Source organism: Shinella zoogloeoides (assembly GCF_022682305.1).
In the GTDB taxonomy this organism is placed as follows: Bacteria; Pseudomonadota; Alphaproteobacteria; order Rhizobiales; family Rhizobiaceae; genus Shinella; species Shinella zoogloeoides_B.
Map to the genome: position 1 here is coordinate 2,345,382 of NZ_CP093528.1, position 14,800 is coordinate 2,360,181.

Annotated in this window: 12 protein-coding genes; 5 read left to right on the forward strand and 7 right to left on the reverse strand. The window is 65.7% G+C overall.

Annotated features, from left to right (window positions below):
* Positions 1-78: 78 nt before the first annotated feature.
* A complete protein-coding gene (locus MOE34_RS11785) occupies positions 79-480 on the forward strand; it encodes a ketosteroid isomerase-related protein (protein WP_242217033.1) in 402 nt (133 codons plus the stop codon).
* Here the strand turns inward: MOE34_RS11785 and MOE34_RS11790 are convergent.
* Both MOE34_RS11790 and MOE34_RS11795 read right to left on the reverse strand, forming a co-directional pair.
* Complete coding sequence (locus MOE34_RS11790) at positions 465-1,862, reverse strand: serine hydrolase domain-containing protein (RefSeq protein WP_242217034.1); 1,398 nt, start codon at positions 1,860-1,862, stop codon at positions 465-467. The two genes, MOE34_RS11785 and MOE34_RS11790, sit on opposite strands and share 16 nt — an antisense overlap.
* Before the next feature lie 67 nt (positions 1,863-1,929).
* Positions 1,930-3,489 carry a putative bifunctional diguanylate cyclase/phosphodiesterase gene (locus MOE34_RS11795; protein ID WP_242217036.1) on the reverse strand — a complete coding sequence of 520 codons (1,560 nt, stop codon included), beginning with the start codon at positions 3,487-3,489 and terminating at the stop codon, positions 1,930-1,932.
* 230 nt (positions 3,490-3,719) lie between these two features.
* On the opposite strand from MOE34_RS11795, the gene MOE34_RS11800 reads away from it, so the two are divergent.
* The 4 genes from MOE34_RS11800 to MOE34_RS11815 all read left to right on the forward strand — a co-directional run bounded on the left by MOE34_RS11800 (position 3,720) and on the right by MOE34_RS11815 (position 7,716).
* A complete protein-coding gene (locus MOE34_RS11800) occupies positions 3,720-4,382 on the forward strand; it encodes an outer membrane protein (RefSeq protein WP_242217038.1) in 663 nt (220 codons plus the stop codon).
* Positions 4,383-4,539: 157 nt separating this feature from the next.
* Positions 4,540-5,322 (forward strand): glycoside hydrolase family 25 protein, encoded by a 783-nt coding sequence (locus tag MOE34_RS11805; protein ID WP_242217039.1) that lies wholly within the window; start codon positions 4,540-4,542, stop codon positions 5,320-5,322.
* Between the two features lie 132 nt (positions 5,323-5,454).
* Positions 5,455-6,657, forward strand: coding sequence for a lytic murein transglycosylase (locus MOE34_RS11810; protein WP_242217041.1), 1,203 nt, complete (start codon positions 5,455-5,457; stop codon positions 6,655-6,657).
* Between the two features lie 129 nt (positions 6,658-6,786).
* Positions 6,787-7,716: a DMT family transporter gene (locus tag MOE34_RS11815; RefSeq protein ID WP_242217043.1), complete on the forward strand. Its 930-nt coding sequence runs from the start codon at positions 6,787-6,789 to the stop codon at positions 7,714-7,716.
* A gap of 480 nt (positions 7,717-8,196) precedes the next feature.
* Here MOE34_RS11815 and metF read toward each other — a convergent pair whose 3' ends face one another.
* The 5 genes from metF to MOE34_RS11840 form a co-directional block, all read right to left on the reverse strand.
* Complete coding sequence (gene metF, locus MOE34_RS11820; RefSeq protein WP_242217045.1) at positions 8,197-9,102, reverse strand: methylenetetrahydrofolate reductase [NAD(P)H]; 906 nt, start codon at positions 9,100-9,102, stop codon at positions 8,197-8,199.
* A gap of 1 nt (position 9,103) precedes the next feature.
* Positions 9,104-10,111: an ArsR/SmtB family transcription factor gene (locus tag MOE34_RS11825; RefSeq protein WP_242217053.1), complete on the reverse strand. Its 1,008-nt coding sequence runs from the start codon at positions 10,109-10,111 to the stop codon at positions 9,104-9,106.
* Positions 10,112-10,371: 260 nt separating this feature from the next.
* Positions 10,372-12,021, reverse strand: coding sequence for an energy-dependent translational throttle protein EttA (gene ettA / locus MOE34_RS11830; protein WP_242217056.1), 1,650 nt, complete (start codon positions 12,019-12,021; stop codon positions 10,372-10,374).
* A gap of 102 nt (positions 12,022-12,123) precedes the next feature.
* A complete protein-coding gene (locus tag MOE34_RS11835) occupies positions 12,124-13,932 on the reverse strand; it encodes a hypothetical protein (RefSeq protein ID WP_242217058.1) in 1,809 nt (602 codons plus the stop codon).
* A gap of 72 nt (positions 13,933-14,004) precedes the next feature.
* A complete protein-coding gene (locus MOE34_RS11840) occupies positions 14,005-14,754 on the reverse strand; it encodes a ribonuclease (protein ID WP_242217060.1) in 750 nt (249 codons plus the stop codon).
* Between the last annotated feature and the right edge of the window lie 46 nt (positions 14,755-14,800).

Consider the following 14,800-nt stretch of genomic DNA (forward strand, 5'->3'; position numbering starts at 1 on the left):
CCGTAAATGTTCCCAAAGGCTTGAACAATGCTATAACGCGAACGGGCTTCGGCCCGGCACAACGATATGAGGGATGACATGCCAGCAAAAGAGACGATCCGCGCCTATTACGATGCTTTCAACAGGCAGGACATGGAGGCCTTCTTCGATCTCTTGCACGACGATGTCATCCACGACATCAATCAGGGCGGCCGCCAGGTCGGCAAGGATGCCTTCCGCGATTTCATGGCGCACATGAACCGCTGCTACCGCGAGACACTGACAGATATCGTCATCATGTCGAATGACGACGGCACGCGCGGCTCCGCCGAATTCGTGGTCAACGGCCAGTACCTCGCCTCCGACGAGGGCCTGCCGGAGGCGAACGGCCAAACTTATGTCCTGCCGGCCGGCGCTTTCTTCGAGATCCGCGACGGCAAGGTGGCTCGCATCTCCAACACCTACAATCTCAACGACTGGATCGCTCAGGTCGGCGCCTGAGCCTTCGCCGCGTCCAGCACGTCGAGAATGCGCCTGACCAGCGTCTGGGGCCGGTAGTCGAGTTTCGACGGCGTCAGCCCCAGGCGGATCACCGCCAGCCCGCGCGCGGGAACGATGGCGGCCGACTGGCCGTCATGCCCTCGCATCCAGAAGGTGCCGGCGGGCAACCCGTAATCGGCGTCCCGCTTTTCCCCCGGTCCCTTCGTCCAGGTCTGCATGCGGCTATAGGCGCCATCGGAGCCCGCGCCCGGCGTCGCCATGGCCGTGACGAACCCCTCCGGCAACAGCCGCGCACCGTTCCACACCCCGTCGTTCAGGAGCAGCAGCGAGAAGCGCGCCCAGTCCCGCGCCGTCGCATACATGTAGGACGAGCCGACGAAGATGCCCGTCTCGTCCGGCTCCATCACCGCGCTCGCCATGCCGAGCGGCCCGAACAGCGCCTTGGCCGGGAAGGACAGCGCCTGCACCCGCCCGCCGAGCGCCTCCATCCACAGGCGCGAGAGCAGCACCGCCGTGCCACTGGAATAGTTGAATTTCTCGCCCGGCCTCGCCTCGAGCGGCAGGGACAGCACAAAGCGCGTCATGTCCGGCTCGAGGAACAGCATGCGCGTGACGTCGGCGACCCCGCCATAGCCCTCGTTGAAGGCAAGCCCGCTCTCCATGGCGAGAAGCTGCGCGAGCGTGATCCGCGCGCGCCCGTCGCCGCGCCATTCCGCAAAGAGATTGTCCGCGCGCGGCGAAAGCCCGCCGACCTGGAACACCCGGCCTAGCAGCGCGGCATTGACCGTCTTGGCCATCGACCAGCCGAGCAGCGGCGTCCCTGCGGAAAAACCCTCGCCATAGGCCTCCGCGACGATGCGGCCGTCATGCACGACGACGATGGCCCGCATGCCCGGGCCGGCAAGCGCGGGATCGGCCAGCAGCGCCGCAATCCGCGGGTCCTGCGTCACGGCCTCGCCCACCGGCCAGAGGACGGCCGGATCGCCCTTCGGGATATCCGGCAGCGGCACGTCCGACACCGCCTGCCGCGCCGCGTGGAAATCGCCGTCCGGCACGGTCGAGCAGCCGAACCCCTCGTTCCACACCGCATGGCCCGGCGCGAAGATGCCGAGCAGATGGGTGGTCACCGTCTTTTCCGAAAGATCGACACTCTGCCGCATCAGCCGCAGCAGCGGATGGCCGGGCGCCTGCACGTCCCGCGCCAGCACTTCCTCAGGGTCCCGCCCGGCGACGAAGACGTTCGAACAGACGATCTTGGCCGCATAGCCGGACCCGACGCTCAGCAGCGACGGCGGCGATACGATGATCCAGCTCGCCCCCACCAGCACGGTGAGAACGAGCAGAGAAAGCGTCCAGGCGGCCAGCCTGTAGAATCGTCCCATCGCGGCCCTCTCCTTACGCCTGCGAGACAAGCAGGATTTGACTGTCGTGAGAAGGCCTTTTTGTGTCTCAGGCCGAAAGCCTGATTTCCGGCCGGGTGAGGAAGGCGATGACATCGGTTGCGGCGACAGGCCCGGAGATCAGGTAGCCCTGCGCCTCCGACGCGCCGCGCTGGCGGATGAAATCGAGCTGTCCCTCGGACTCGATGCCCTCCACCGTCGTCGCCACCTGGAAGGTCTGGCCGAGCTTCAGGATGATGTCGACGAGATCGGCCTCGCGCTTGTTCTCCATCATCGTCCGCGCGAAGGACCGGTCGATCTTGAGCTGGTCGATGGGGAAGGCGCGCAGGTTATTGATCGAGGAGAAGCCGATGCCGAAATCGTCGAGCGCGACCCGCACGCCATGGGCGCGCAACTGGCCGAGGGTCGCGCGGATCGCCGCCTGGTCCGCCGAGAAGACGGCTTCCTTGACCTCGATGGTCAGGCGGCCGGGCGCAAGGCCCGCTTCGGCAAGGCAGGCCTTCACGCGATCGACGAAGGCATAGTCCTTGAACTGGTCGCCCACCACGTTGACCGCGACCCCGGCCGGCGTCGGCCAGCGCGCCGCCTCCCGGCAGGCCTCGCGCATCACCCAGTCGCCAAGCGGCAGGATGAGGCCGGTCTTTTCCGCAGCCGGAATGAAGACATCCGGGCCGATGACGCCCTTTTGCGGATGCCGCCAGCGCACGAGCGCCTCGAAGGCGCGCACGGAACGGCTCTCGACGCCGACGATGGGCTGGTATTCCAGGAAGAACTCGCCCGCCGCGATCGCCCGCGCCAGATCGTCCTCGATCGCCGCGCGTTCCTGCATGTCGGCGGCAAGCACCGCGTCGAAGAAGCGGAAGCTGCTGCCCTGCATCGCCTTGGCCTCGTAGAGGGCGACGTCGGCCCGCTTGAGGAGTTCCGACATGGTCGTGTCGCCCGCCTCCAGGAAGGTGACGCCGATGCTGCAACCGCTAGCGACGAGATGATGCTTCAGCTCGAACGGTTCCTCGAAGAGGCTGCAGATGGTGCGGCAGACATCCTCGACCTTGCCCTCGGAGGGACGGCCCGGGATGCCGACGACGAATTCGTCGCCGCCGAGGCGGTAGACGCGCGACGGCGCCGGAAGCGCCCGGGTCAGTCGGTCGGCGATGGCGGCCAGAAGCTGGTCGCCGACATCGTGGCCGAGGCTGTCGTTGACGAGCTTGAAGCGGTCGAGGTCGATGAGGAGAAGCGCCGGCCGGTGCGCTCCTCTCTCCTCCACGCGGGCCTGTATGTCGCGCTCCAGGCAATAGCGGTTGGCAAGCCCCGTCAGCCGGTCGTGATGGGCGGCATGCGTCAGCCGCTGCTCCGTCTGCCGGCGCTGGCTGATCTCCTCGATAAGCTGCGCCTTGGAGTGGCCGATCTGGTAGAAGCCGACGCCGAAGAAGACGGGCATGAGGGCAAGCGCGGTCGCCGCCGGCGCGGAAAAATCGAAGAGGCTCGCCTGCTCCGGCTCGCGCAGAAGCTGATCGGCAGCAAGGCAGACTGCTGGAAGAAAGGTTCCGAAGAGCGATCCTGCCAGCGCATAGCGCTGCTCGATCCTCGGCAACAAGGTTTTCAACATCATGTAACCCTAAACCGTTGTTATCATGACAACAGGGTGAGCACCGGCCCCATCGGCCCGATGGATGTTCTAGACGACAAACAATGACAGAGTCTTAAGAGTGCGTTGGCGTTTGCCCCCCAAGATTCAGGGGTCTGCTTTTCTATGGAACCTTGTCGCCGCTCGCGCGTTGCTGCCCTTGTTGTCATTCGTGCGTGGGGCTTCGCGCGACTATCGAGTGGGAAGGACATGATATGAAATCGATGATCCTCGCCGCCGGTGTGCTTGCCGCCGCAAGCGCAGTGCCGGCCCTGGCGGCAGACATGACCGTCACCGAACCGCCCATGGAGGCCCCGATCACCGAGGTGTCGGGCGTCTACGACTGGGGCGGCTTCTATGTCGGCGTGAACACCGGCTACGCCTTTACCGGGGTCGATTACTCCGACGGCACGACCTCCATCGACCGCGACCTGAACGGCTTCGCGCTCGGCGCCTATGCGGGCTACAATATCTTCAACGATGGCTGGGTCTACGGCGTGGAAGCCGACGTCAAGCACGACTTCAACGACGAGCGCTTCGCCACTGGTGCCGGGACGGTCGAAACGGAAACCACCTGGGGCGGCTCCGTCCGCGCCCGTCTGGGCTACGCCATCGACCGGACCCTGATCTACGGCACGGGCGGCTACGCCTTCACCCGCGCCAACCTGGAGGACGTTTCGAACGGCACAAGCGAGGGCGAGACCCTGCATGGCTGGACCATCGGCGCGGGCGTCGAACACGCCTTCACCGACACCATGGCCGGCCGGATCGAATATCGCTACAGCGACTACAGCAAGTCCAACGTCTTCGGCCTCGCCGGGGTCGACGGCGATGTCGATTCGCATTCCATCATGGTCGGCCTGAGCATGAAATTCTGACTGCGAAGCCGGGGCGGCCCCACCGCCCCGGCTTAACGCTCCGCTAACCGTAATTTTACGAAAATGCGCGATAGGTCGAGAACCCGTCTCGCGCGTTCCCCTTTACGACCCGGTCCATTCGAGGCAGGATTGGTAAACGCGCAACAACGGGACCTCCATGCGTCGGCTCATTCCGGTTCTCCTGCCCCTCGCCCTGCTCGCGACGTCCTGCTCCACCTCCAGCTACGATCTCGGCGTCACCACAGCCTCGGTCCCTCCGCGTTTCGAGGACAAGGACCCGCAGGATTTCGGCGCGCGCAATCCCCACCGCCATCAGGTGCACGGCATCGACGTCTCCAAGTGGAACGGCGACATCGACTGGCCGGCGGTGAAGAAGGGCGGCGTCTCCTTCGCATTCCTGAAGGCGACCGAGGGCACCGACCGCGTCGATAGCCGCTTTGCCGAATATTGGAAGGGCGCGAAAGCGGCCGGCGTCGCCCATGCCCCCTATCACTTCTATTACTTCTGCTCGACGGCGGACGCGCAGGCCGACTGGTTCATCGCCAATGTGCCGAAGGAGGCCGTGCTGCTACCGCCGGTGCTGGACGCCGAATGGAACCCCGATTCGCCCACCTGCAAGACCCGCCCGCCCGCCGACGAGGTGCGCACGGTCCTGAAGCGCTTCATGGACCGGCTCGAGGCGCATTACGGCAAGCGCCCGATCATCTACACGACGGTCGATTTCCACCGCGACAACCTCGTCGGCTATTTCGAAGGCTATCCCTTCTGGCTGCGCGCGGTCGCCGAGCACCCGGAAAACATCTACCCGGCGCGCAAGTGGGCCTTCTGGCAATATACCTCGACGGGCGTCGTTCCCGGTGTGGCGACGAATACCGACATCAACGTCTTCGCCGGTTCGGCGAAGAACTGGAACCAATGGGTCGCCTCCGTTTCACGCTGACGGCTGCAACAGTCACCCGATAAAGACGGGCGGCACGCCGCGGTTGCGGTTTTCTTCTTGCTTCCGTCACATTCATCTGAGACAGCCGGACAACCTCAGATGACAGGGCGACGGACCCCAAGGAGCATTCGGATGCGGCAGAACCTGAAGACGACACTTGCGGCAGGCCTCACGGCGTTTCTTCTGGCGGGCGGCGCGCACGCCCAGACGGAGGCGGCGCCGGCCTGCGGCGGCGATTTCAAGGTCTTTCTGGACGGCGTGAGGGCCGAGGCGATGGCGCGGGGCGTTTCCGCCGACGTGGTCGACCGGGCGCTTGCCGGCGCGGCCATCGACCAGAAGGTGCTGTCGCGCGACCGCGCCCAGGGCGTCTTCCGCCAGACCTTCCTCGAATTCTCCAAGCGCACGGTCAGCCAGGCCCGCCTCGATATCGGCCGCAAGAAACTGAAGGACCTTGCCCCGGTCTTCGCCCGCGCCGAGCAGGAATTCGGCGTTCCCGGCCCGATCATCGCCGCCTTCTGGGCCATGGAGACCGACTTCGGCGCCGTACAGGGCGATTTCAACACCCGCAACGCCCTCGTGACGCTCTCGCACGATTGCCGCCGCCCGGAACTCTTCCGCAAGCAACTTCTCGCCGCCATCGAGATGGTCGGCCACGGCGATCTCGACCCGAACGGCACCACGGGCGCCTGGGCCGGCGAGATCGGCCAGGTGCAGATGCTGCCGAAGGACATCATCGAATTCGGCGTGGACGGCGACGGCGACGACCATGTGAACGTCAAGCAGAGCGCAGCGGACGCCATCCTCACCGCCGCCAAGTTCATCCAGCATCTCGGCTTCACCCGGGGCCAGCCCTGGATACAGGAAGTCTCCGTGCCCGACGTGCTGCCCTTCGAGAAGACCGGCCTGCAGCCGGGCATGAAGGCGGCCGACTGGTTCGCCCTCGGCGTGAAGCCGCGAGACGGCGACACGTCCTTCGGCCACCTCGAAGCCTCGCTCGTGCTGCCGCAGGGCCGCAAGGGCCCGGCCTTCATTACCTATCCGAACTTCAACATCTATCTCGAGTGGAACCAGTCCTTCATCTACACCACCTCGGCCGCCTATTTCGCCACGCGCCTCGCCGGCGCGCCGCCCTATGAGCGCGGCAACCCGGAGGAAGGCCTTTCCGAGGAAGGCATGAAGCAGCTCCAGACGAGGCTGCAGGCCCTCGGCCACGATGTCGGCAAGATCGACGGCATCCTCGGCTCGGGCACGCGCGCGGCGATCCAGAAGGAACAGCTCCGCCTCGGCCTTCCCGCCGACGGCTGGGCGACGCAGGCGCTGCTTTCCGCGCTCTGATCGAAATCAGACAGATAGAAATCGGGTGGCCGCCAGCCGGCCCCTGCTATAGGTTCGCCCCAAGACCTGATGCGGCGCATGCCCGGTCACGCCGGACATGCGCCGCTTTCGTTTGACAAGGGGATATGGATGGAACAGACGGCAACGGCCACACGCATGAGCGCCGGCACCTGGGGCCTGCTCGCGCTGCTCGGCATGATCTGGGGCGGCTCGTTCTTCTTCGCGCGCGTAGCCGTTCTCCATGTGCCGCCCGCCACGCTCGTGCTGCTGCGCGTCGGCATCGCGGCGCTCGCCCTCCATATCTATGTCGCGGGCCGCTTCGGCATCTACGCGACGCTCCGCGCCCGCTGGCGCGAATTCCTGCTGCTCGGCCTCATCAACAACGCCGTGCCGCATATGCTGATCTTCCTCGGGCAGACGCAGATCGGCGCTGGCCTCGCCTCCATCCTCAACGCCACGACACCGATCTTCACCGTGCTCATCGCCAACCGGATGACCACGGACGAGAAGCTCTCGCCGGAAAAGATCGCCGGCTGCCTGATCGGCCTTGTCGGCACCGCCGTGCTGATCGGCCCGCGCGCGCTCGCTCCCTTCACCGGCGACGGCGGACCGCCGCTCTGGGCCGTGATCCTGCCGGTGTTCGCCGCGGTCTCCTACGGTTTCGCCGCGACCTACGGCAAACGCTTCCGCGGCACCGCCCCGCCGGTCATCGCCGCCGGCCAGCTCACCGCCTCGACGCTGCTGATGCTGCCCGTCTCGCTTGTCCTCGATTCGCCCTGGCAGCTTCCCCTGCCCCCGCTGCCGGCCATGCTCGCCGTCCTGGCGCTCGCGCTGCTCTCGACCGCCTACGGCTACATCCTCTTCTTCCGGATCATGGCGGCCGCCGGCGCCACCAATACCTCGCTCGTCACCCTCCTGGTGCCGCCGAGCGCGATCGTCGCCGGCATGCTCTTCCTCGGCGAACGGCTGACGCCGCTCGGCATTGTCGGCATGGCGCTGGTGCTGCTCGGTCTCGTGGTGCTGGACGGGCGCGCTTTCGCCCGGTTCCGCGCCCGCTGAACCGGCCGGAACAAAGCGCCCGGAGGACCGTTTCGGGACAATCGGGCACGTCGGAAACGCCAGGCTTTCGCCACATTGGTAAATGAACAATGCCGGCATTCGTCATTTGGTAGGGATTGTGAATTTTTTGTGGCGCGCATAATAAAGGAGAAAAATCAGCGTCTTAGCATTGTGAATAACCGCCCCTGGGCGGTCATATGTTGCAACGCAGCAACAAAACACCTTTCCAAGCCGCTTTTTTCGGTCGTACTATCGACCCGTCAACGCAAGGAGGTCAGCCATGGGACTCACACATTCCTTGAATGTTCTGATGATCGGTGCAGCGTTCCTCTTCGTCGCAACGATGATCTTCATCTAGGCGACCAAAGCGAAGCAGAGGGGTCAGGGAAAAAGACCAATAACCCTGCCCAGGCTATTCAAGAAAAATGCATGGCCCCGGAAACGGCGCCATGCATTTTCATTTCGGACAGAGAGATGTTTTCAGGCTGCCGCGCCGGCCGCACGATTCGGCGCCATCTTGGCAAAGCCCGCGCCGTCACAGACGGCCGAAACCAGCGTGGCCCGGTTCATCGTATAGAAGTGAAACTCGCCGACCCCGCGGGCGATGAGGTCCTCGACCTGGCGGACGGCAAGCTCGACCGCGACAGCGGCGCGCTCCTGCGGCCGGTCGTCGAACGGCGCCAGACGCCCGGCGAGCCATCCCGGCACGGAAGCCCCGCAAAGGCCGGCGAACTTCTGCACCTGTGAAAGATTGTGCACCGGCAGGATGCCCGGCACGACAGGGATCGAGATGCCTGCCTTGCGCACCCGCTCCAGATAGCGCTCGTAATCATCGTTCTCGAAGAAGAACTGCGTCAGCGCGCGCGTCGCGCCCGCATCCACCTTGCGCTTCAGCATATCGATATCGGCGGCGACATCGGGGCTTTGCGGATGCTTTTCCGGATAGGCGGAAACGGACAGCTCGAAATCGGCAAGGGTGCGCAGGCCCGCGACCAGCTCGGCCGCATTGGCATAGCCGCCCGGATGCGGCTGGTAGGCCGCGCCGACACCGCCCGGCGGATCGCCGCGCAAGGCCACGAAATGCCTGACGCCGACGGCCTGGAATTCCGCGACGACGTCATGGACCTCCTCCTTCGTCGCCCCGACGCAGGTAAGGTGCGATGCGGCGGGCAGGCCCATGTGGAGGAGATGGCGCACCGTCGCCAGCGTCGGCGCCTTGGTGGAGCCGCCCGCGCCATAGGTGACGGACATGAAGCCGGGCCGATAGGCCGAAAGCTCGGCGGCCGTTTCCCAGAGCTGACCTTCGGCTTCCGCCGATTTCGGCGGGAAGAATTCGAAGGACAGGCGGATATCCTTGCGGGCTGGGCTGGCGGTCGCCGGGTTCATGTCAACTCCTCCTGCGGATTGCGATAGGGTCGGTCGCCCGCTCGCGCTGGTCGCGGGCAAGCCAGATGGTCACGGTCAGCGCATCGGCGGCCGAATGCGCGGGCTTGAGGTCCACGACCTCCTCCACGGCCAGCCCCGCCTTCTCCAGCCACTCGGAGAGCGTGCGGTGCGAGAAGCCGAGACGGACATGGGCATGCTCGTCGCGCAGGTGCTCCAGCGCGTGCGGGGCAAGGTCGATGATGGCGAGACGCCCGCCCGGGGCCAGCATGCGCGCAGCCTCCGCGACCGCCGCTTCCGGCTCGTCGAGGAAGTGCAGCACCTGATGGATCGTCACGACATCGAACTCGTCGCGCTCCAGCGGCAGGTTGAAGATGTCGCCATGACGGATGGAAGCCTTGGTGATGCCGGCGCGATCCAGATTGGCACGAGCCACCGCCAGCATGTCGCGGCTGGCATCGACCCCGACGCCGCGCCGGTAAAGCCCTTCGAAGAGCTGCAGGATGCGCCCCGTGCCGGTGCCGAGATCGAGGAAGGCGTCGACCGGCTCGGTGCCGATCAGCGCCGCAAGCCTGGCCTCCACCTCCGCCTCGCTGACATGGAGGCGTCGCACCGCATCCCACTCCGCCGCGTTACGGCTGAAATAGGCCTGCGCCTTGTCGGCGCGGATCTTCTTGAGCACGCGCAGCCGCTCGTCGTCACGGGCGAAGACGGCATCCGCCGGATCGATGGCCTCCAGCAGCCGGCGGGCAAGCGAGACGGCGACACCGCCCTGGCTCAGCCGGAAGAACGCCCAGGCGCCCTCCTGGTAGCGATCGACCAGCGCGGCTTCCGCCAGCAGCTTCAGGTGGCGCGAGATGCGCGGCTGGGACTGGCCGAGAATATCGGTGAGATCCGTCACCGTCAGGTCGCCGTGGGACAGGAGCGCGAGAAGACGAAGCCGCGTCGGTTCGCCCGCCGCCTTCAGGATCTCCACGATGTCGTCCAGTCCGAGTGTCTGCGTGTCGCCCATGATCTTCCCAATCAAGACATAAAGATATGTTTATGTGATTAATCCGCGCAGTGCAAGCGCCTTTTGCACGACGGATATTCCCATCAACGGAACCAAAGAAAAACCCCGGCGAGCCGGGGTTTTCAACTGGTCGATAAAAGACGCTTCGGGGCACGACCCCTCGTCCCGCTGCCGCAACCTCCTCCCCACCTGCGGGGAGAAGGGGCCGGCAGGCGGATGAGGGGCATTCTCTCACCTCTCCGCCATCCCGGCCCGCCCCCTCAGCGCGTCAGGCGCTTGTAGGTCACCCGCTTCGGATTGACGGCATCCGCGCCGAGGCGGCGGATCTTGTCCTGCTCGTAATCCTCGAAGTTGCCCTCGAACCATTCCACATGGCTGTCCCCCTCGAAGGCGAGGATGTGGGTGGCGAGGCGGTCGAGGAACATGCGGTCGTGCGAGATGATGACGGCGCAGCCGGCGAAGTTTTCCAGCGCGTCTTCCAGCGCCGCCAGCGTTTCCGTGTCGAGGTCGTTGGTCGGTTCGTCGAGCAGGATGACGTTGTAGCCGCCCTTCAGCATCTTGGCGAGGTGCACGCGGTTGCGCTGGCCGCCCGAGAGCGTGCCGACCTTCTGCTGCTGGTCACCGCCCTTGAAGTTGAACGCGCCGCAATAGGCGCGGCTGTTCATCTCGTGCTTGCCGAGCTTGAGCACGTCGTTACCGCCGGAGATTTCCTCCCAGACGGTCTTGTCGGCGCCCAGCGCATCGCGGCTCTGGTCGACATAACCGAGATCGACCGTCTCGCCGACGGTGATCGAGCCGGAATCCGGCGTTTCCTGGCCGGTGATCATGCGGAACAGCGTCGTCTTACCGGCACCGTTCGGGCCGATGACGCCGACGATGCCGCCCGGCGGCAGCTTGAAGGTGAGGTTCTCGATGAGAACGCGGTCGCCATAGGCCTTGGTGAGGTTCTCCGCCTCGATGACCACGTTGCCGAGACGCTCGCCGACCGGGATGACGATCTGCGCGTCGCCGGGACGGCGGTCGGACGCGGCCTTGACCAGCTCGTCATAGGCCTTGATGCGGGCCTTGGACTTGGCCTGACGGGCCTTGGGCGAGGAGGCGATCCATTCCTGCTCGCGCGACAGCGCCTTCTGGCGGGCGCCCTCTTCGCGCTCTTCCTGCGCCATGCGCTTGGCCTTGGCCTGCAGGTAGGCGGAGTAGTTGCCCTCGTAGGGGATCCCGCGGCCGCGGTCGAGCTCGAGGATCCAGCCCGTGACATTGTCGAGGAAGTAGCGGTCGTGGGTGATCATCAGCACGGAGCCGGGATATTCGCGCAGGTGCTTTTCGAGCCAGGCGATCGTCTCGGCGTCGAGGTGGTTGGTCGGTTCGTCGAGCAGCAGCAGGTCCGGCTGGGCGAGCAGCAGCTTGCAGAGCGCCACGCGGCGCTTCTCACCGCCCGACAGGCTGTCGACGCCGGCGTCGCCCGGCGGGCAGCGCAGCGCGTCCATCGCCATCTCGACCTGGCTTTCGAGGTCCCAGAGATTCTGGCTGTCGATGACGTCCTGAAGCTTCGCGCCCTCTTCCGCCGTCTCGTCGGAATAGTTCATCATCAGTTCGTTGTAGCGGTCGAGGATCGCCTTCTTGGGGGCGACGCCCTCCATGACGTTTTCGAGCACGGTCTTGGAGGCATCGAGCTGCGGTTCCTGCGGCAGGTAGCCGAGGGTCGCGCCTTCAGCCAGCCACGCCTCGCCCGTGAACTCCTTGTCGAGACCGGCCATGATGCGCAGCACCGTCGACTTACCCGCGCCGTTCGGGCCGAGGATACCGATCTTGGCATCCGGGTAGAACGAGAGGTGGATGTTCTCGAGGATCTTCTTGTTGCCATAGGCCTTGTTGAGCCCAGACATGTGGTAGATGAACTGACGTGCCATGAAAACGCGCTCCGGATCGGACAAATTTGCCCGCTATGTAGGCGAATTCTCCGCGCGCGGCAATCAGCGAAAGCCGCGGCGCACAGGCAAGGCGGCCATCGTCTACCGCAGCGCGTGGTAGTCGATGCGGAAGAGCTGGAAGCGCGTTTCGGTCGGCGACGCGATCCGCACCAGCCCCGGCCAGTCCTCGCCCGCCGACAGCGCAGCATAGAGCGGGGCGAAAGCGGCATCCGACTTCAGCGGAAGACGGCAGACCGCCACATAGCTGAACGGCGCCAGCGCCGCCCGGCGCACCGCCGGATCGCTCGACAGAAACGCCTCGTACATGCGCTTCATGCCGGGCGAAGCACGGTGGAACGGCATGGCCGCGATCCGGAACCCCTCGGGCATGGCCTCGATAATGGTGAAGGCAAGGCCATTGGGCTGAGCGATCCGGCCGGGCGCAACGGTCGCCAGAACCGAAAGATCCTCGCCCGCACAGGCATCCATGGCCATATAGTCGACGGCGTCGAGAGGACGATCAACGGGCTTTATGAGGGCGACCATGCCCGCAAAGGCGGCGACCACTACCGCAAGCGCTCCGAGCACGGCGCGCCGCTGGCCCACGCCTGTCCGCGAATCGAGCCACCAGCCGACGAGGGCCGGCAGGAAAAGCGGCGTCAGCGCAGAGGCAAAGCGGATATAGCGGACCATCAGCAGGGTAAGCAGGAGCGAAACCACCGCAAGCGCATAGAGCGCGAGGAAGGATGCCGCACCGGATCGGGCTTTTGAAACCGCCATCGGCAGCAGCAGGAAGAGCATGGACCCGACCGACAGCAGCGCCGCCACGGCAGCATAGCGGCCGCTTCGCAGCAGGAAGAGCACGCCCTGTTCCTGCTCGATACGGTCGAACCAGTAAAGGCGGGACAGCGGATCGATGACCGCATAGGGTCCGGCCAGGCAGGTCGGAAACAGCACGGCGGCCAGCGCCAGAACGCCGAGCGAGGGAAGCGCCAGCAGCGACGCCCTTGCCACTGGCGATGCGGGCATTCCGGGCACGAGGCACACGCCGCCGAACGCAAGGGACAGGCCGAGCATCAGGACGATCTGCGGCGCGGAAAAAGCGTCGCATTGCTGCGCCGCGATCCCGGCCGGCCCGAGAAAGGCTGCAGCGAGCACAACGGTCGAGCTCCCCGTGCCGGCCGCCGCATTCAATAGAACCGCGCGACTTCCCTTCGCATCGAGGACATAGCCGCAGGCCACCGCACCAAAGGCGGCGACCACCAGCGGCAGGCATTCCAGCCCTACCGCAACCGACGCCGCGCCGGCGGCCCCCATCAAAAGCCCGCCCTTCGCATCCCAGCGGCAGAGCCCCGCGGCCATGGCGAGCAGCAGGACAAGCTGGACATTGTGATGGTCGATCCGGCCCGGCGCGAATTCCAGCATCGCGAAAGCCATGAGCATCGCCATCAGGACGAGCATCATGGCCTCCGCCATCCTCGACGGCAGCGGGCCGCCCATCAATCCGCGTGCCACGAAGACGGCAAGGCCGCAGAAGGCGATCAGCATCAGGGGCGGCCAGAGGAGATAGGCGATGCCCAGAGCCTGTTCCGGCGCAACAAAGACGGACAGTCCCTTCGAAAGCAACAGGTAGGGCAGGTCGACAAGCCGCGACCAGGGCGAAAGATAAGGTTCCAGCATGGCGACGAACGACAGCACCGGATCGAACCAGCCCGCCTCGCCCGACACCAGACGGCCTATCTGCGCGGCGCGGAGCCTGTCATCCACATCCGCATAGACGGCCCGACCGTCGGCCAGATCCGCAAGAACCACGGCAAGACCCGTACCCCAGGCAAGACCGACACTCTCGAGCCACGTCAGGCTCGTCGGGCAGCCCTGCCGGCACGCAACGTGCGAAACACCCGATGCCATTCCTGCCAACCCCACTGAAAGTGCCCGTAGCCTAGGAAATCCCGTTTAAGATTGGGTTGCCGTCCGCAACGATTATCGCGCGCCCGCCACGGCGGCGATGCCCTCGGTGCAACGGGACTTTACCGGAACCGCCCCGCCTATCAGCGCCGGCAGCGTCCCCTCGCCCGCCGCAAGGCCGATGGTGAGACCGATCACGACAGGCTGATCGCCCGTCTTGCGGCAGGCAAGACGCACGCGTTCGCCCGCGCCGGGGCCGAAGGCCGCATCGAAGGCGGCGCGGACTTCGACGAGCGTTATGACGCCGCCGTCCTTCCTGGCGAAGAGCGCGGGAACCGGCGAGGCATTGAGCTGGTCAAGCAAGTCCAGCGAGCGGCGGTAATAGGCTTCCGCCGAGCTGGCGACGCAACTGCCGCTTCTCAGCCATTGCCGCCGGTCGAGACCTGCGCGGGCGGCGGGCATGGCGACCAGAAGACGCTCCCGCGTGCCCGAGGCGAGCGTGATTTCGGGCAGCTCCGTCCACTTTCCCTTGCGCACCCGCTGCCTGAGGCCGGCCTCCACGCCGCAATAGCTGTTGCGGACCTCGAAGCGGTTGTGCAGCGAGAACCGTTTCACCGCCGGCGATGCCGGGGAAAAATCCTGGCAGCCGCGGCTCTTCGGCCGCGCCGCGCAATAGCCCGGCTGCCAGCTCACGGAGAGGACCTCACGCGCGGCACCGGCCGGCGCGGCCTCGGTGCCGGCGAAAGCAGGCGCCGCCAGCAGGAAGTGACAGGCGGCGAGCAAGGAAAACAGGCAACGGAAGGACAAGGCAGCTTTCGTCTTCATGACCAGCTCCAACGAGAACAAAACAAGATCATTTGCAACCATAAAT

What these genes read in the sequence shown, in the direction of transcription:
- MOE34_RS11785 (WP_242217033.1), top strand. Translation starts at nt 79, where the DNA reads ATGCCAGCAAAAGAGACGATCCGCGCCTATTACGATGCTTTCAACAGG.
- MOE34_RS11790 (WP_242217034.1), bottom strand. Translation starts at nt 1,862, where the DNA reads ATGGGACGATTCTACAGGCTGGCCGCCTGGACGCTTTCTCTGCTCGTT.
- MOE34_RS11795 (WP_242217036.1), bottom strand. Translation starts at nt 3,489, where the DNA reads ATGATGTTGAAAACCTTGTTGCCGAGGATCGAGCAGCGCTATGCGCTG.
- MOE34_RS11800 (WP_242217038.1), top strand. Translation starts at nt 3,720, where the DNA reads ATGAAATCGATGATCCTCGCCGCCGGTGTGCTTGCCGCCGCAAGCGCA.
- MOE34_RS11805 (WP_242217039.1), top strand. Translation starts at nt 4,540, where the DNA reads ATGCGTCGGCTCATTCCGGTTCTCCTGCCCCTCGCCCTGCTCGCGACG.
- MOE34_RS11810 (WP_242217041.1), top strand. Translation starts at nt 5,455, where the DNA reads ATGCGGCAGAACCTGAAGACGACACTTGCGGCAGGCCTCACGGCGTTT.
- MOE34_RS11815 (WP_242217043.1), top strand. Translation starts at nt 6,787, where the DNA reads ATGGAACAGACGGCAACGGCCACACGCATGAGCGCCGGCACCTGGGGC.
- metF (WP_242217045.1), bottom strand. Translation starts at nt 9,102, where the DNA reads ATGAACCCGGCGACCGCCAGCCCAGCCCGCAAGGATATCCGCCTGTCC.
- MOE34_RS11825 (WP_242217053.1), bottom strand. Translation starts at nt 10,111, where the DNA reads ATGGGCGACACGCAGACACTCGGACTGGACGACATCGTGGAGATCCTG.
- ettA (WP_242217056.1), bottom strand. Translation starts at nt 12,021, where the DNA reads ATGGCACGTCAGTTCATCTACCACATGTCTGGGCTCAACAAGGCCTAT.
- MOE34_RS11835 (WP_242217058.1), bottom strand. Translation starts at nt 13,932, where the DNA reads ATGGCATCGGGTGTTTCGCACGTTGCGTGCCGGCAGGGCTGCCCGACG.
- MOE34_RS11840 (WP_242217060.1), bottom strand. Translation starts at nt 14,754, where the DNA reads ATGAAGACGAAAGCTGCCTTGTCCTTCCGTTGCCTGTTTTCCTTGCTC.